Genomic DNA, 17817 nt, shown 5'->3' with positions numbered 1-17817 from the left:
TCGCTCGTGTTAAATTGATCGTAGATGTAGGTTCTCATACTAAGTGTGATTGAATTTGAAGGTTCAGAACCGTTGCTCCTGCCATGCAAGGTCAAGCTTCAGGCTCCTAATACTCTTGATGCTTTATCCGATATTTTGTCATGGTTTGGTCGATTACAGCATCCATCGGTTCCCAGTTCCATCTGGATTCGCTGTCAACTGGCTTTGGCTGAAGGATTTACGAATGCGGTTCGTCATGCTCATCGCAACCAACCTCCAGATGTCAAGGTTGAGATCGAAGTCGCCCTCTGTGAAGAAAAAATTGAAATTCGGATTTGGGATTATGGCCCTCCGTTCGATTTGATGGGAAAGCTTCAACAAATGCCTGGTGGTATCGATAAAGGTGCGGGTGGGGGACGAGGTTTGAAGCTGATGCGGGATATTGCTGATTTTTTGAGCTATGAACCCACTGGCGATGGCCGAAATTGTCTGTTGATTGTTAAAAACTATTAATTCCAATTTCTCTTAGGCTGCGAACGGATCAAGCCAATGGAGAACTTCTTGTTTTAATCGATATAAATCTCGATAAACTTCTTGTTTAATCCATTGACTGATCGCATCGAAGGGTGTGAAAACTTCCCCAACAGACCAGCTCATATCTTGATTGATGGGGGTTAAATGATCACCGCCTAACTGCTGAAGTGCAACCATTCCGGGAAAACAACCTTGTAAAATCTGATTGAGAATTAACGTTTGGTCGATTGTATCTTTGGTAAATTTGATCAGAAGGTTGCGACGAATTTGATAGCGTTCTTTGATCATACAGTTGGTTTGTTGAGGAGAAGGCGTAAATTCGACCTCCATCATGGATGAAAGTTGTTCAACGAGGGGAATCGACTCACGCGCCGCATAATTGTTAAAAGAGATCAGAATATTCCCTGCGCGGGTGACTGGAAATAAAGAACCGATCAGTAAGTGCAGTTTACACCCCATACTATGGCCTAATCCATAAATCGGTAAACCCCTCTGACGCAGACGCCGAGTGGAGTACAAGTCCTCTAAGCCATCCTCAAAGGTCCACAGAACTTTTTTTGCCATAATTCCGTGATTGAGGGTATTAATAAAAGGGGTGGCGATGACGGCATATCCTTGTTGAGCGATTTGCTCTAATAGCCATCGATAAGTGATTTGTGGTGCTGTCGCGACAAATGCTCCCCCCAGAAAGTGAACAATTGCTTTTGGTCGGGGGGGAATCAAAACCCAGTTGTTAGAAACTTCTATCCACTCCATAACGGCCTTAAATGCTTTATTTTAAGAACAGGATCGAAACTCAATCTTCTAACCTCAGATGGAAGTTAAGTTGATCGGCAATCTTTAATCTAATGTTACATAACTTGACACAAGAATGTCGATTTTCTAATTATTCTCAAAAATATGAATCAGCATCGGTCTCCTAAATCTACTGATCCTTCCATGAAGAATCGCTCTAAAGCGTCTACAGTCAAACATTTGCGCGAATTTAGTCATCTCCTCGACAATGCCATTCGAGTTCCGGGTACGACCTATAGAATTGGTCTTGATCCGATTATCGGACTGATACCTGGAGGTGGAGATATAGCTGGAGGTCTGTTATCAGCTTACATTGTTTTGCAAGCATTTCAACTGGGTGTTCCGAGAGAAACACTGCTTCGCATGGCTTCTAATATCGCAACAGAAACTCTAGTTGGGACTGTCCCTGTGTTCGGAGATTTTTTTGATGTCGCCTGGAAAGCGAACGTTAAAAATGTTGATCTCTTAGAAGCCCACATGAATGCGCCGGAAATGGGAGAAAAAGCTGATCGGTTGTTTGTGATTATTTTAGTGGGCGGTTTGATGCTGTTTATTTTGCTAATCTCGATTGTGGGGATTGCGATTTTGACTTTTATTTATCAAGTTTTGAGAACTTTGTTAACGGGTGGATAAACATTAAAAGCCGTCTGCTCTCCTCGAAAATTCATCGTTTGATATGAAACATCGCAGGGGAATAGTAGGGGTAATTGATGAATTCTCCCTACTCGCTCAAACTCAAGCAAACGAGATAGAAGTGCTAAAGTCTTCGGCTGTCAGTAAACTGATTTCAATATTATTGAGGGTAGCTAGAGGGGTTCGGTTCACTTCAATCACTGTAGAATTATTAACCTGGGTTAATGTTAATTGATCGAAGGTTAAACCCCCATCAAGAACAATAATATCCTGACTATCGACAAAATCATTAATCAGATCAACACCATATCCAACGACGAGAACAAAGCGATCGCTCCCTTCCCCACCTGTGAGAGTATCCGCACCTTCTGCCCCGACTAACAAATCATTGCCATTTCCGCCTGTGAGTTGATCATTGCCTTCTCCGCCATCGAGGGTATCGTCTCCGTTGTCTCCAAACAAAACATCATCCCCGGAGTTCCCATCGAGTAAATCATTTCCCTCACCCCCATAGATGGTATCTTGATCGGCGTTGCCGGAAATTGTATCATTATCCTGGTTGCCATAGAGGACATCGTTATCCTCGTTACCTTCGATTAAATCGGCTCCGAGATTACCAAACAGCCTATCATCTTGAGCGCCTCCCCGCAGTTGATCGTCATTTTTTCCGCCATAAACTTCATCCTCGCCCTCGGCACCATCGATCAGATCGTTGTCTTGGTTGCCGTTGATCCAGTCATCATCACGTTCACCGGAGAGGGTGTCATTTCCTAAGTTCCCGAAAGTCCAGTCATTTCCTGATCCACTGCGAACTTTATCCTCATTCTTACCCCCCATAATCGTTGCTGTTGGCAATATAGCTAATATTACTGAGATGTTCGCCTTCTACAGCGTCATCATCAACCGCTTCTACTGTTACAATTTGCGGCGTACTCGCATTTTCTGGCGTAAAATTTAGGGCGATGGGTTGTCCAATTCCATTCCCGAGATCGACTTGAGAATCTGGGGTAATATTAACAACAATGTCATCAATGGGAAAACCTGTTAATACAACTTCAAAGCTATCTGTTACGCCATCTTCGCTGATTTCTGTACTTCCGTTTGACTGAGTAATTAAAACATTTTCGGTTTCATCATCGATATTTTTAACCGTGATTTCTTCAACGTCTAATTCACTATATTGAACGTCCTCGGTGCTAATATTAGTTTGAATGGTAAAATTGCGATCGCCATCTCTTTCGCTATCATCAACCCCCGTCACGTTAACGGTTTTAAATTGATTCCAGTTGCTAGAATTAAAGGTAATAGAAGGCGTTAAAAGTGTTCCTTCTGTTGTATCGGAACTGGTAAAATTCAGCGTAACAGGTTCTTCCGGTTCGCTATCTAGTTTAACGGTAAAACTCGCTTGTCCTCCCCGTTCATTCGTGTCACCGTTAATTTCAGAAATGCTAATTCCAACGGTATCATTATCGGTAATAGTTAGCGTTGCAGGAGTGGTATCAATCGTATAAATTGCACCCTCTGGCTTTTCATCAGAAAGGGTAATTGTAACCGTTTCATTCCCTTCATCAATCAAATCATTTAACGTTTCTACCGGGATGGCTTGACTGGTTTTTCCGGCGGGAATGGTAATCGAAGATGTTAAAATAGAAGAATAATCTTCTCCGTTATTAGCCGTTCCGCTAACTTCATATAAAACCTCTAATTCTAACGCTTCTCCGTCGCTTTGAATAGGTGGATTTTCTAACGGTTCGCCTGTATCGGGGTCAGATAAAAAGAAACTAAAACTTCCCGAAGTCTGCCCATCTTCCGAAGGATTGCCAATTGTTCCAAGTTTAACAACGGGGAGTTTTTCGTTATCAATAATTGACAGCGTTGCTGTGGCTGCATCATCTTGAACGGTGTAATCTAAGTCCGGTAATTCAACCAGACTAATTTCTAGGGTTTCTTCTCCTTCAATTAAAGAATCATCAATGGGTTCAATATTAATTTCAGCCGTCCTTTGTCCTTCGAGAATAATAAGAGAACCAGAAGGAATTTCCTCACCATTTAATGTAGCTGTGTAGTCATCTCCAGAAGTCGCAAGTCCTGCAAGTGTATATTGTATGGCCAGTCCGCCAGTAGGTGCGGGTTCATTTAAAGCAATATTAAACGCTCCTGAAACCTGATTTTCTTCTCTCGGATTACTTTTGGCTGTGATACTAACTTCGGGTTTTTCGTCGTTAATAATGAGTGTTGCGCTATCCGCTACACCGATTTCATAAGATTTAGGATCGTCTTCAACAAGCTCAACAATTACACTTTCATCGGGATCAAACTGGGTATCGTATTGTACTATAACTGGAATTTCAGCAACAGTTTCACCCGCAGCAATCGTAATACTTTCGATAAGGGTATAGTCTGTTCCATCTGTTGCAGTGCTATCGGGATTAATATTGTATTTAACATCAAGAGTATAGGGCAATGCTTGATTGAGTGTAACTTGAAAAGCACCATCAATTCCGGCATCAGTCTGGTTAGAAGGTTCGGACTAAACCACCACCGCCGCCACCTGTTCCAAAGGCACCATTTCCCCCAAGTTGCTTGGGTTGAGCGTCAACTCGATCACCTCCCCCGTTTGTATCGCCCCCCTGACCTCCAACACCGGGAGTTCCAAAGGCACCGTTTAACTGTCCGCCACTCCCTCCGCCGTTTCCTCCATTTCCCGAACCGCCGCCCCGTCCGGCACCGTTGGGAGAATTTCCGCCAATGGCTTGGTTATTGTTAAAGGTGACATTTTCAACCGTGACGTTTCCGCCGTCGAGATACAACGCACCCCCAGCGCCCAAACCTCCGCCACCGCCTGTTATTCCATCGCCTCCTATAGCGCGACCATTTTGCAAGGTGACGTCAGAAAGAACAATTGTTCCGTTAACAATGCGGAAAATTTGTGTGTTATTACCCGCATCAATTGTGTTACCATTCCCGATAATTGTCAGGGGTTCACTATCTTGAAGATCAATCGCAAAAGAGTTAGTAAATCCGTTAATACTACCTGTTAGAGTAATTTCATCGGCTTGAAAGTTATTCCGGGCTTGATTGAGGGCATTCGTTAGGTCTGCGGCTGTGCTAACTGTAAAGTCGGCTAACACATTCTCATAAGCCTCCATCGCTCCAATTTGTAGGGCAATAGGCGCATCAATTAACCCGGTTGCATATTCTAATACCCAGTCTCCGCCTAAGTTTGCATTTCCGGTTAAATCCTCTGAGGAAGCGACATCCGCCCCTGTTATCTGACTTAACTGTTGTACGAAATTTTTCCCACTATCCGAAGCGGCAATATTACAGCCTAATAGTAGGATATCTCCATTTTCTGTTAACGAATTTCCCCACTGACTTAACTGTTGAGAGTAGCTGTTAATATTTTCGGAAGTTAACGCTGTTGCGCCCAAATTTAACTGTCCGTCGTTCCCGTGAGAAATAATTTGAATGCTCTCAATTTCTGCACGTCCGGCTAAAGCTTGGGTAATTTGTTCGATGCCATCTTCAGAGGAGTCCAGAACAATAACTTCGGCGTTGGGAGCGGTTTCTTCGATTAAGCTTTGATAGTTTTCGACTTGAGAATCAACAAATACTAATGTTTTATTTGGCATATTAATAAATTGTTCTGACATGATTTTAATCCTATTTAATTGAATGAGAATTTTCTGAAGTCCTGTAGGGATAATTCATGAATTACCCCTATTCCTCAAAGCTTAGAATTTTTGGATCTCACCATTCGGGAGAATTGCTATAACTTGAACTTGAAGCAGAATTACCCAAATTTTTATTAATAACAAGCATTCTACTTGCTTCCCCTAGAAGCCTATACCGATAAAGGGGAAGCCAAAATCTTGATTGAGAGACAGTCTCACTTGAGAGTGAAGCTTTGTTATAACTTCTATAAACTCTCAATGAATTTGTAAGTCAAAATTATATTCATTTTCCTCAAGAATGACAAGGGATTATTGCGAAATCTTAAAAGAACAGATCAAAAAGTCCCAGGAACTTTAACAGATTTTAAATTTACAAAAAAAATTGTTATATAGCAGTTTTCAGTTCTGTGAGGTACACCGATTGGGTAGAAACCCGGTTTCTACAAGAAACCGGGTTTCTGGTTTGTGAAAAGCCTTATTAGACTGAGCAAATTCCTCCATGAATGCAAGATTGCAAGAGCGCCAAATGAGCTGCGCGAAGCGCTATAGCAATGAGCAGGTTAATGTTTACAACTTCTTTGTGTCTTTGTGTCTTGGTGGTAAATTCAAGGCTTGACCCTTGTAAACAAGCCAGCGCGACCTGCTATATATTTCTTAATTTTTTGAATGGCAGATAAAAACCCGGTCACTCCTGGAAAACCGGGTCTTGGTAACGGACTTATTCTCATGTACTCCGAAATTGTATTCTCCTGGAGCTGGCTAATCGATGATCATCGGTTGAGATTCTAAATATACTTCGAGATATCTTCACTGCAATCATCCGCCAGGTAAGAAAGCGCACGAAAACGCAAACCGACAAGCTGTTCATAGAGAGGGTTAATCTTGCACATCGGCGGAATGTGAACAATTTTGCGACCAAACAAAGTCACATCTCGTTCAAAAGGACATTGAGGGGGAATCATCTTACAGATAAAATGAGCCACTTTCGGATCATTGACATCCCAGTCATCGAGCCAATGTTTAACGGGATGTAAAACATCAAGCTGATGTCCTTCCGTCGGTTTAAGAATCCCACTGCCCGTTTGAGCTTGTGCAGCTTCGAGATCCTCTAGAGTGTGCCGTAGAGACTTCAAAACCTGATCATTGAGATCCAAAGCCTGACAAAATTGATGCAAGAGATCGTCCTCGCACACCGAGTAAACGCCGTCGGCGAGAGCAACCATTACTGCGGTTTTCAAGAAGTCATCTGCCGTTTTTGTTCCTTTTCCTAAAGTGGCTGCTAACTCATGAGCTGAGATGGGTTCGAGGGTCGATACATCTGTATCAATTCCTAACAGTTCATGGGTGACAGAAACAATCTTCTCCTGTTCTGTTTGATCAAACTGTCCATCAGCCCAAGCTAGAGTCAATAATCCACGCAGCCATGCAGTTGTTTGTTCGTTGGTGTAGGGCGATTGAGCTGTCCTAGTCATAAGTTGAGATCTCTTATCGGGAGATAAAATTGGCATCTGGAGAAAAGCTGTTCTCCAGTTTTTACAATAACTGGGCTACTATGTCTCGAGCAACTGAAATGATCTCAAGATGATCAATTAAGCAGTCATGGGTTTGAGGATAGTCACTCCATAAGCCGTCGCTGATAAGTATTGTTGAGCGGCGTTTTGAAGATCTTCAGCACTGATGGCTTGAATACGAGCGGGGTAGTTGAAAGCGACTGTTAAATCTCCAACCACAGACTGATAATAACCATACAATCCGGCGCGATCGCTGGGTGTCTCATTGCCAAAGATATAACGATTGGCGACTTGAGTGCGAATTCGAGCAATCTCGGCTTCTGAGATTAACTCCGTTTGTATCCGTTCGATATGTTGAGCGATCGCTGTTTCTACTTCTGCTAAATTTTCCACTGCAAGCCGAGCCGAAATATAAAACACTCCTTGCAGGGATTGAGTCATGTGACTGACGGAGATCGACGAAACTAAGCCGCGATTTTCCCGCAAATCTTGAACTAAACGAGCAGTTCGTCCCTGACCTAAAATTGTTGCGAGGATATCGAGGGCATAAGTTTCATCAAGTTGATTTAATCCCGGAGTCCGCCAAATCATCACCAGTCGCGCTTGTGTAAGCTGCTCATCAATCATTTCCTGGCGGACGATTTGATGAAAATTCGCTTCTGGGGTTAAGTGAGCTATCAGAGGTTTAACGGTTGTCGCCTCTAAGGGTTGAGGATTGATTTCGTTAATGGAATTTTCAACAATTTCAATTAACCTATCCGCAGGTAAATTTCCGACAACAGCTACTGTTGCCGAACTGGGTTGGTAGTGAGAGCGATGAAAATCTCGCATCTGATCACAGGTGACTTGTTCGATGATCTCAGATGGCCCTAAAACCGGACGTCGGTAGGGAAGTCGCTCAAAGGCCATTTCCATAGTACGCCGGAAAGAACGACGACTGGGGTGATCTTCAGAACGACGGATTTCTTCGAGTACCACAAAGCGTTCCCGTTCAAAGGGATCATCGGGAATACTGGCATTAAATACGACATCGAGCTGCAACGGTGCTAACTCGGCAAAATCGTGAGGAGCTGTTGTAATGTAATAGTGGGTGTAGTCTTGGCTTGTGGCTGCATTGGTGACAGCACCCCGTTGTTCGATCAGTCGCTCAAACTCTCCCATTTGCAATTGCGGTGTTCCTTTAAACACCATATGTTCTAGAAAGTGAGCCATACCGTTAATATTATCCGGTTCATAGGCCGAACCCACATTCAGCCAGACATTGAGGTTCACCGCTTCTACAGGTAACTGTTCTGCGACAATTGTGAGACCGTTAGAGAGCCGATGTACCGTTGGTGCATTGATCGGACGACTGGATAAGGGTTTAATTAAGGTTGAGGTCATTGGCGGCCATCTCACATTGTTTTTTCACTTTCTATTTTAAGACTCTTGTATTTTATCTTCCGCAATGTTTAAGACATTACTCACAACTCACCGGACAATCTGATCAAGTTATCGTTGTATTCGGGTTTGGGTATTCCTTTCTCAGATTTTCACTCACTATTCGTTTGATTCGGTCTGCTCAAGCGTGGCAAAATAGATATGCTAAGATTCAGTATACTTCTAAGTGGGTTATCTATAAAGTATTGGGATCAATCCCTCGTAATTTATAAACCATGAACACTACATCTTATAAACTTTAAAATTATTTAGAGGAGATCGTGTTATCTCTCAATAAACAATCTCCTCCTAAACATTATTTGAATTGATTCGCTTATAACTCCGGTTTATAGTAATCGTCCGCTTTAATATCTCCGATCAAGTTCGGATCTTGATTAATGCACCCATTCTGTTTCACGAACTGACAAACTCTTGCGGATAGCCGGGATCTTGTTCCGGGAGGCCCTGAAGAAAACAAGACTTGATCTCCTCCTGCTGCCTTAACAATTCTAACTTTGCAAACTGGGCAGACTTGAGCTTGCGGGTCAGACATAAATATTTACCCATCCCTCTTGAAGTTTGAGAGATCCTAGCATAATTGATTCAAAATAATGTATCTCTGTAGACAGATTTATAACTGTGTGATCCGGGTTGACGAGATAACCGGATCTGCCGATGATCAAGTGATTGTATGGGGTGTGTCAGTTGAAGAGGCTAAATATAAAGCTGAATAATGACTGCTCGAGCCATATCGATTTATGATGAATTTATTATAAACATCAGGAATAATGTTTAATTTTAAAAATGCGTTTTGGTTAGGGCTAATGATTGGCAATTCTCGGCTACATTGGGCGAAATTTGAGAATTTGGAAATGATAGAAACTTGGGACACAGAACATTTAAGGTTCAAGGAAAATAGAGAGAATATTTTAGATTCAGTATCATATCAACTCCCCATCCTCTTAGCTTCTGTGGTTCCTGAACAAACGAAAATTTGGCAAGAATACCCGAATCTTGAGGTGATTACCTTAGAACAAATACCGCTTAAAAATCTCTATCCAACCCTCGGAATTGATCGGGCTTTAGCCGTATTAGGAGCGGGAACAAAACTCGGTTTTCCTGTATTGGTGATTGATGCAGGTACGGCTTTAACGTTTACGGGATGCGATCGCGATCATTGTTTAGTTGGGGGTGCAATTTTACCGGGTTTAGGGTTGCAATTTTCATCTTTAGCGGCAACTGCGGCGTTACCTCAGACTGCTAAACCCCAACAACTTCCTCCCCGTTGGGCGATAGAAACACCGGGAGCGATTCATAGTGGTATAATTTACACGTTGTTAGCGGGAATCAGAGATTTTGTTGAAGCTTGGCGTCAAGAGTTTCCTGATAGTAAAATTGTGTTAACGGGAGGCGATGCTGATATTTTAATCACCTATCTACAAGTACAATTTCCCTCAATTTATACCCAAATCATTAAAGTTCCCCAGGTGATTTTTTGGGGAATATTAGTCATCCAACAGAATTGGAGTAAACAACCTCATTAAAATAATCAGCCAGACTCAAGAGTTTGAGACTGACTGATCAAGATTTAGATATCAAAAGAGACTCTAAATTGAGATAGAATGATTAGCCCAAAAGCCAACTCATCTAATGAACCTTTTCAATGATACGACCCGCCCGTTCCGATTCAATTGCCATTGCAATTCCTTCGGGAATTTCTTCTAAATCCGTTGTAATCTCTGAAGGCAAAATGGGAGAGATAAAAGTATAGCAGGGGTCACATTCTCCATTTTCATAAACTTGGAGAACCCATTTATCGGGTAATCCTTCGACTCCAACTTCTACAATATACCAACCTTCATTGATTAAACGGCTATCGATAACACTGAGCCATTCTCGTTCTTCATCTAGAAGCTCTAAATCATCTCCTAAAAAATCGATAGCGATTTGTTTAGCATCTAACTGAGTAACCATTTTTTTCCCCCATAATTAGCTTTCAGTGGCAGTTGGAGAAGGATTAGAAACTTCGGGATACAAACCCAAAGCTTTAGAAAGTTCGCGAGCAAGGTGAATTAAAAACTTAGCACCATCCTGATTATTTTCATGGGCCATCATTGTGGCAACTTGCATTAAACTTTTGATGAAACCTGCATCTAATAAATCCTCATGGCTGGATAAAACTTCGGGTTCTTGACCATTTGGACATCTGATTAATTCATCGATCAGATTGAAATATAGATCTTCACGTTTAGCTGTCATTGTGTTCTCCTGATTTAATGATTTACCCGTCGTTGTCAAGACATCTAGCAATCTTTCTCTCTCTTTAGAAACCTAAGTGTTTCATCTGAATCATCGATTGCTGTTTTAAACTGGGAGCTGATCGTCGCTTAAAAACGACTTCTAAAAATTTCTTGGGTTCATAATAAAATGGGGGTGTTTTCCAGATTTGATGAAAGCGATAAAGCCCAACGGTTTCTCTGTATGTTGTTTCAACTCCTAAATAACAGTGGTTCATTGGCGGGTGATTCTGCTTGGCGAGTTTCTGAGTTTTTAGCATTTTTCAGTATCCTCAAGACTTCTACGGTACTAGCAAAATCAATCGGTTTAAAATCATCAATGTTTTTCAGGTCGGTATCGGCACCATAACTCAAAAGAAACTGCACCATTTCTTCTTTTCCGGCTGAAGCTGCATACATCAATACCGTTGCACCGTGATCATTTTGATTATTAATATTAATTCCAGAATTGATTAATAAATCGAGCAAAATATAATCATTTCCAAAACAAGCGTACCATAAGGCATTGTTGCCATCATCATTCCTCAAATTTAGATTGACACCGCGATCAATCAGTTCTTTAACCACTGTTAACTCTTTCTGTCGGGTTGCTTTCATTAATGCAGTGTCCCCATTTTCACGCTGACAGTCTAGATTCACAGGAGTATAACCATTTGCCAGTAGCCAACGACTGGTGGTTTCGCTTAAGCTTAGAGTCTGACTCATAAACATTTGAGTTGAGATCGATTCCCTAAATTTCTATATTTTTTCGCTCACTCTAATCATTGAAAAAATCCTTTCTGGTTTCAGTATCATTGAATACGAAGTGACCGAATTCCTGTTGATTTCACAACTTTTTCACTCGCTCAAAATTTTATGTTTTTTTACAATTTTATTGAAAAATTTTATGCTAAGTGAAACGGATCGATCGCTCTGAATGTCGATTTTCCATAGATTGTCCGATTTTGAGGAGCCGGACACTTTTCTGCCGACAGGAGATGTGTTACCCTAATTGATAAAATCACTACTCACCCTTGCCGACCTTAACAATTTCTACCCAACACCTTGAGCAAATCTGCACTCATGCTGAACAATGCTATCCCCGTGAGTGTTGTGGCTTAATATTGGGAAAGATTGACTCCAATTCCAACAAAACGGTTGTTGAACTCATGCCAACAGAAAACGCCTGGGATGCAGACTCAGCCGCTCTGTTTGAGGAGATGGAAACAGCAGATCAACCCGTCACCACGCAAGAACGACGCTACACTATTGATCCCCAAGTCTTCATTGCCGCTCAAAAACAGGGACGCGATCGCCATCTCTCCATTATTGGCATTTATCACTCTCATCCTGATCACGCAGCAATTCCTTCTGAATTTGATCGGGTTTGTGCTTGGCCGCAATATTCTTATATCATTGTTTCAGTCAAACAGGCAAAAGCCAACGATATTCAAAATTGGTGCTTAGATGAGAATCAGCAATTTCAACCTGAAGAAATGATAAGCACCTCAGTCAATTCGTCCTCAATCGGTTTATCATATTAATCTTTGGCTAACCCTATATTGTTGGGATGCACGATATCCTAGCAAGTGAAGGTCATTTTCCTTCTTTGAATTATCATGCTAAATCCGAATCTGGAGCAAATCCAGCTCAACAAAGAAGAATACGAACGGTATTCGCGTCACCTGATCTTACCAGAAGTCGGCTTAGAGGGGCAGAAACGCCTGAAAGCTGCCAGTGTGCTGTGTATTGGCACAGGTGGACTGGGTTCGCCCCTGCTGTTGTATCTGGCGGCGGCGGGTATTGGACGGATTGGGATTGTCGATTTTGATATCGTAGACAGTTCTAACCTCCAGCGTCAAGTGATTCACGGCACATCTTGGGTGGGAAAGCCGAAGATTGAGTCGGCGAAAAATCGGATTCTGGAAATTAACCCCTTTTGTCAAGTTGACTTGTACAACACCCGCCTGAGTTCAGAAAACGCCCTGGAACTTCTCGAACCTTATGATGTTGTTGTTGATGGGACGGATAACTTTCCGACCCGTTATTTGGTCAATGATGCCTGTGTATTGTTGAATAAACCCAACGTCTACGGTTCGATTTTCCGGTTCGAGGGTCAGGCGACGGTGTTTAACTACGAAGGTGGCCCGAACTACCGGGATCTCTATCCTGAACCGCCCCCTCCTGGAATGGTACCGTCTTGCGCTGAAGGTGGCGTTTTGGGAATTTTGCCGGGATTAATTGGAGTGATTCAGGCTACAGAAACGGTTAAAATTATTCTGGGTAAAGGTCAGACGTTGAGTGGTCGGTTGTTGCTCTACAACTCTCTCGATATGACATTCCGGGAGTTGAAGTTGCGACCCAACCCGGTTCGGCCTGTGATCGAAAAGCTGATCGACTATGAACAGTTTTGCGGTATTCCCCAAGCTAAAGCAGAGGAGGCAAAACAAATGGAACTTCCTGAGATGACGGTTCAGGAATTGAAGCAACTGCTTGACAGTGGGGCGGATGATTTTGTACTCGTCGATGTCCGCAACCCTAATGAATATGAAATCGCTCAAATTCCGGGTTCGGTATTAGTACCATTACCTGATATCGAGCGGGGTGTGGGTGTTGAGAAAGTGAAAGAATTGCTCAACGGTCATCGTTTAATTGCTCATTGTAAAATGGGTGGGCGATCGGCAAAAGCGTTAGGCATTCTCAAACAAGCGGGAATTGAAGGGATTAATCTTAAAGGTGGAATTAACGCTTGGAGTCTGGAAGTTGATCCTTCGGTTCCACAGTATTAATGAATTTTTCACGTTGAAATCACAGAATTTTGGGATAGGGAATTCAAGTTCAATTTGAGTTTAACCTATCCCATTTTTTGTTTGATTTTTTACATGAAATCGCTTAATATTTGCGACAGATGATTGATGCAGAACCCGCCCCTACGCTCACCCCAGGGCTGTTTCAGGGGGGATCAAGGGGGGATTAGGGAGGTTGGTGGGGGTTAGTGAGAAAAGGAAGAAAGTTTTTTATTTGGAATGGGGAGCAGTTTAGACCTTTTAAAGATTTAATACTAAGAATTCTTTTCCCCTCTCCTGGCAGGGGAGGGGGCGAGGGGGAGGGGTCTAACAAATTCACTGGGAAAATGAAACAGCCCTGGCCTACGCTCACGGGTGAGAATTCCTATAAATCTATCTGAAGAAGTATAGGCAAAAAAACTCGATTATGCTAAATAAATTGATGATTTTACCTCTTGAAAATGACCCGGGGAATATAACAGCTTCTCGCCTGCAAAACGACTGTGCATATTACGATTTTTATCGGGAACTGAAGAACTGAAGAATTAAAGGCTATCACTGAAATAATTGATGTCCATTTCATTATAATAGAAGCATTGTGATGTTTTCTGATTCTTAAAATAGGAGAACATTAATGTCTTCTGATTTGTTCGCAGTTCTCGTCCCAGTTGCCTTTATCCCTCACGGACATTGCTATCTGTGGAAGCCTAACCTGGTGACATTACATCTGACTTCTGATGCTTTGACTGCACTCTCTTACTATTCTATTCCTCTGACTCTATTTTACTTTGTTCGTCAACGTGTTGATTTACCCTATCCAAGAATTTTTATCCTATTTGGAGCGTTTATTATCTCCTGTGGAACAACTCACCTGATCAGTATTTGGACAGTTTGGCATCCTGACTATTGGCTATCGGGTTGGATTAAATTAATCACCGCAGTTGTTTCTTTTTACACAGCGATCGAATTAGTTCCCCTTGTTCCTCAAGCACTTGCATTAAAAAGCCCGACTCAACTCGAAGCCGCTAACCTAAAGTTACAACAGGAAATAATAGAACGTCAGAAGGTAGAAGTCGCATTAAGACAAAGTAAGCAACGTTATCGGGCGATTATCGAAGATCAAACTGAACTGATTGCTCGTTTTCAAACTGATGGTACTATAACCTTTGTGAATAAAGCCTACTGTCGATATTTTGAAAAGAGTTTAGAAGAAGTAATTTATCATTCCTATCAACCTGTAATTTTGCCAGAAGATCAGGAAAAAATTAATCAATGTCTTCAGTCAATCAGTTTAAAATATCCGGTGGGAATGGTTGAGCATCGAGTCATCGTTGAAAACGAAGTACGCTGGATGCAGTGGATTAATCGAGGGATTTTTAATGATGCAGGTGAAATCGTAGAATATCAGTCTGTAGGGCGCGATATTAGCGAACGCAAACAAGCTGAAAAACTCAAGCAAAAAGAAACCCTACTCAAAGAAATTCATCATCGTGTCAAAAATAACCTACAGGTGGTTTGTAGTTTGTTGAGGTTGCAATCGCGTTTTGTTCAAGATCCAGTGATTAAAGCAAAATTTATCGAGAGCCAAAATCGAGTTAAATCGATGGCATTAATCCATGAAAAGCTTTATCAGTCTGATGATTTTCGCTGCATCAAGCTCGATGAATATATTAAAGATTTGACAAAAAATCTCCTGAGAACTTATCAGATTAGTTCGGCTAATATTCAGATGAATATTGATATCGATCAAAATATTTTCTTAGATCTTGATACCTTAACCCCTTGCGGATTAATTATTTGTGAGTTGATGTCAAATTCTCTGAAATATGCCTTTGAACCCAAAAGAGCAGGCATGATTTGGATTCAGGCAAAATTAGAGACCGAAAAAAATTTAACCTTGATTATTGGTGATAATGGTAAAGGCTTACCTGCGGATATTGATTTTAATAATATCCAAAGTTTAGGACTACAAGTGGTGAAAGATTTAACGGATCAACTGCAAGGAAATTTAATAATAAATCGAGAGGTGGGAACTGAATTTAAAATCCAATTAGGTCGCATAAAAATTGATTAATAATTTTCTGTTAAAAAAAACATGAACGAACAAGTGATCATTTTAGTTGTTGAAGATGAAAGACTGGTTGCTCGGGATTTGCAAGCGACTTTAGAAGATATGGGTTATCGAATACCAGAAATTACAGATACAGGAGAATCAGCGATTCAAAAAGTTGCCGAAATTAAACCGGATCTCGTATTAATGGATATTCGGTTAGCAGGTGAAATGGATGGCATAGAAGCGGCAAATATTATTACGAATCATTTTCATGTTCCTGTTATTTATATTACAGCCCATGCCGATGAGGATACCCTGAGTCGGGCTAAACTGACTGAACCTTTTGGTTATCTTGTTAAACCCTTTGATGAACGAGATCTAAAAACCACCATTGAAATTGCACTTTACAAGCATCAAATAGAACAGCAGTTGCGCGATCAGTCTCAATGGTTATCTACTATTATTAATAGCATTGCTGATGCTGTAATTGCAACGGATAAAATGGGCAAGGTAAACTTTATAAATCCTGTTGCAGAAGAACTAACAGGTTGGTCATGCGATGAAGCTGTGGGAAAATCGATCACCGATATTTTTAATGTGATCCACGAGAACAGCCGTCATTCTATACAACATCTAGTTCTAAAAGCAATAGAAGAAGGTCAAACTCTTACATTATCTGAACCGATTTTATTAATTCAAAGAAATGGCCGAGAAATTCCTATAGATGATAGTGTTGCACCGATTTTTTATTCTCAAAATGAGATTCAAGGATCTGTATTGGTTTTTAGAGATATTACTCATCAAAAACTAGCCACAGAAAAGCTACAATATCAAGCTTTTCACGATTCATTAACAGGTTTGCTCAATCGTCAGGGCTTTATTTATAAATTACAGGAAGCTGATAGTTATCAGGGGATTAATCCTGATTTTAATTTTTCTATTTTGTTTCTAGATTTAGATAGATTTAAAGTCATTAATGATAGTTTAGGTCATCAAGTTGGAGATCAACTCCTACGAATTATTGCCCGAAAATTAATACAATCAGTCAGAAGTATTGATGCAGTGGCTCGATTTGGGGGAGACGAATTTGCAATTTTGTTAGAAAACTTACACGATCTCAATGAGATTTATCATATTGCTCAACGAATTCGTCAAGAAATCATCAAGCCAATTTATATTAATAAACATGAAATTTTTACCAATGTTAGTATTGGTATTGTTTTAAGTTCGATAGGTTACAATCAAGTTGATGATCTGATTAGAGATGCTGATATTGCTATGTATCGCGCCAAAACTTTAGGTCGAGGACGCTATGAAATCTTTAATGCAACAATGCGGGAAGAGGTGCAATTACTTCAACAACTAGAAAGTGATTTACAACGGGCTTTAGAGCGAAATGAATTTCAGGTTTATTATCAACCCATTGTCAATCTAAAAACCAATGAAATTAATGGTTTTGAAGCGTTAGTTCGTTGGAATCATCCCGAACGAGGACTTATTTCTCCCGCTCATTTTATCCCCATTGCAGAAGAAACAGGCTTAATTACATTCATCGATTGGAAGGTAATGCGAGATGCTTGTCAGCAGGTTCATCAGTGGAATGAAAACCGCAAAAATCATCCTCCTTTTGTTCTCAGTGTCAACCTTTCAGCTCGACAATTTGTTCAAGCTAATCTGATAGAACAAGTCACAAAGATTTTAAATGAGACAGGTTTAGAAAAACACTCTCTGAAAATAGAAATGACAGAAACTGCATTGCTCGAAAATCCCGAGGGAGTTGCTGAGAGTATTTCTAAACTAAAATCTCGGGGAATTGGCTTATCTTTGGATGATTTTGGTACCGGATATTCATCTTTAAGTTATCTGCATCGTTTTCCAGTGGATAGCCTAAAAATTGATATTTCCTTTGTTCGCAATATGAACTCAGAATCCCACAGCTTTGAAATTGTTAGAACGATGATTATCCTGGCTAATGCTTTACAGATTCAAGCGATCGCAGAAGGAATAGAAACCGCCGAACAACTTAACACTTTACAACATTTAGACTGTCCATTAGGACAAGGTTATTACTTCTCTAAACCTTTATCTGCGGAGAATATGCAAAAACTCCTTTTTAACAGCTAATACCAATTCTTTGTAATCAAAAAAATAGCCTCA

General features: G+C 41.0%; 16 protein-coding genes. 7 read left to right on the top strand and 9 right to left on the bottom strand.

The genetic code is table 11. The features are described from left to right. The first annotated feature begins 45 nt into the window (after nucleotides 1–45). The gene (locus VB836_RS00270; protein ID WP_046281599.1) at nucleotides 46–492 is read left to right on the top strand and encodes an ATP-binding protein; all 447 of its coding nucleotides are present in this window, start codon (nucleotides 46–48) and stop codon (nucleotides 490–492) included. Between the two features lie 12 nt (nucleotides 493–504). Here VB836_RS00270 and VB836_RS00265 read toward each other — a convergent pair whose 3' ends face one another. Next, a complete protein-coding gene (locus VB836_RS00265) occupies nucleotides 505–1269 on the bottom strand; it encodes a DUF1350 family protein (RefSeq protein ID WP_323217489.1) in 765 nt (254 codons plus the stop codon). 183 nt (nucleotides 1270–1452) lie between these two features. Here VB836_RS00265 and VB836_RS00260 point away from each other — a divergent pair, with 183 nt between their 5' ends. After that, nucleotides 1453–1941 carry a DUF4112 domain-containing protein gene (locus tag VB836_RS00260; RefSeq protein WP_323217488.1) on the top strand — a complete coding sequence of 163 codons (489 nt, stop codon included), beginning with the start codon at nucleotides 1453–1455 and terminating at the stop codon, nucleotides 1939–1941. 102 nt (nucleotides 1942–2043) lie between these two features. Here the strand turns inward: VB836_RS00260 and VB836_RS00255 are convergent, their stop codons facing one another. From VB836_RS00255 to VB836_RS00235, 5 genes are all read right to left on the bottom strand, one after another. Continuing rightward, nucleotides 2044–2796: a calcium-binding protein gene (locus VB836_RS00255; protein WP_323217487.1), complete on the bottom strand. Its 753-nt coding sequence runs from the start codon at nucleotides 2794–2796 to the stop codon at nucleotides 2044–2046. Continuing rightward, a complete protein-coding gene (locus VB836_RS00250; RefSeq protein WP_323217486.1) occupies nucleotides 2768–4405 on the bottom strand; it encodes a Calx-beta domain-containing protein in 1638 nt (545 codons plus the stop codon). Before VB836_RS00250 ends, VB836_RS00255 begins: the two co-directional genes overlap by 29 nt. Nucleotides 4406–4457: 52 nt before the next feature. Continuing rightward, a complete protein-coding gene (locus tag VB836_RS00245; RefSeq protein WP_323217485.1) occupies nucleotides 4458–5594 on the bottom strand; it encodes a DUF4347 domain-containing protein in 1137 nt (378 codons plus the stop codon). An 806-nt stretch (nucleotides 5595–6400) separates the two neighbouring features. Further along, nucleotides 6401–7087 (bottom strand): Mo-dependent nitrogenase C-terminal domain-containing protein, encoded by a 687-nt coding sequence (locus VB836_RS00240; protein WP_323217484.1) that lies wholly within the window; start codon nucleotides 7085–7087, stop codon nucleotides 6401–6403. Nucleotides 7088–7204: 117 nt separating this feature from the next. Continuing rightward, nucleotides 7205–8509, bottom strand: a complete 1305-nt coding sequence (locus VB836_RS00235; RefSeq protein ID WP_323217483.1) for a M16 family metallopeptidase — start codon at nucleotides 8507–8509, stop codon at nucleotides 7205–7207. A gap of 824 nt (nucleotides 8510–9333) precedes the next feature. Between VB836_RS00235 and VB836_RS00230 the strand changes: the two genes are divergently transcribed. Next, nucleotides 9334–10089 carry a pantothenate kinase gene (locus VB836_RS00230; protein WP_323217482.1) on the top strand — a complete coding sequence of 252 codons (756 nt, stop codon included), beginning with the start codon at nucleotides 9334–9336 and terminating at the stop codon, nucleotides 10087–10089. 103 nt (nucleotides 10090–10192) lie between these two features. Here VB836_RS00230 and VB836_RS00225 read toward each other — a convergent pair whose 3' ends face one another. The 3 genes from VB836_RS00225 to VB836_RS00215 all read right to left on the bottom strand — a co-directional run bounded on the left by VB836_RS00225 (nucleotide 10193) and on the right by VB836_RS00215 (nucleotide 11547). After that, complete coding sequence (locus VB836_RS00225; protein WP_046282329.1) at nucleotides 10193–10519, bottom strand: hypothetical protein; 327 nt, start codon at nucleotides 10517–10519, stop codon at nucleotides 10193–10195. A 15-nt stretch (nucleotides 10520–10534) separates the two neighbouring features. Continuing rightward, the gene (locus VB836_RS00220) at nucleotides 10535–10804 is read right to left on the bottom strand and encodes a hypothetical protein (RefSeq protein WP_046282328.1); all 270 of its coding nucleotides are present in this window, start codon (nucleotides 10802–10804) and stop codon (nucleotides 10535–10537) included. A 230-nt stretch (nucleotides 10805–11034) separates the two neighbouring features. Then, a complete protein-coding gene (locus VB836_RS00215; protein ID WP_323217481.1) occupies nucleotides 11035–11547 on the bottom strand; it encodes an ankyrin repeat domain-containing protein in 513 nt (170 codons plus the stop codon). Nucleotides 11548–11855: 308 nt separating this feature from the next. On the opposite strand from VB836_RS00215, the gene VB836_RS00210 reads away from it, so the two are divergent. The 4 genes from VB836_RS00210 (at nucleotide 11856) to VB836_RS00195 (ending at nucleotide 17784) form a co-directional block, all read left to right on the top strand. Beyond that, complete coding sequence (locus VB836_RS00210; protein ID WP_323217480.1) at nucleotides 11856–12365, top strand: M67 family metallopeptidase; 510 nt, start codon at nucleotides 11856–11858, stop codon at nucleotides 12363–12365. A 75-nt stretch (nucleotides 12366–12440) separates the two neighbouring features. Beyond that, entirely contained in the window at nucleotides 12441–13610 is a 1170-nt protein-coding gene (gene moeB / locus VB836_RS00205; protein ID WP_046282323.1) for a molybdopterin-synthase adenylyltransferase MoeB, read from the top strand. Between the two features lie 631 nt (nucleotides 13611–14241). Next, nucleotides 14242–15681, top strand: a complete 1440-nt coding sequence (locus VB836_RS00200; RefSeq protein WP_323217479.1) for a sensor histidine kinase — start codon at nucleotides 14242–14244, stop codon at nucleotides 15679–15681. 21 nt (nucleotides 15682–15702) lie between these two features. Continuing rightward, nucleotides 15703–17784, top strand: a complete 2082-nt coding sequence (locus VB836_RS00195) for a two-component system response regulator (protein ID WP_323217477.1) — start codon at nucleotides 15703–15705, stop codon at nucleotides 17782–17784. Nucleotides 17785–17817: the final 33 nt, after the last annotated feature.

The organism is Limnoraphis robusta BA-68 BA1 (genome assembly GCF_034932365.1).
In the GTDB taxonomy this organism is placed as follows: Bacteria; Cyanobacteriota; Cyanobacteriia; order Cyanobacteriales; family Microcoleaceae; genus Capilliphycus; species Capilliphycus robustus.
The sequence above is the reverse complement of the archived record's forward strand: the minus strand, read 5'-3'. Positions and strand labels throughout refer to the sequence as shown.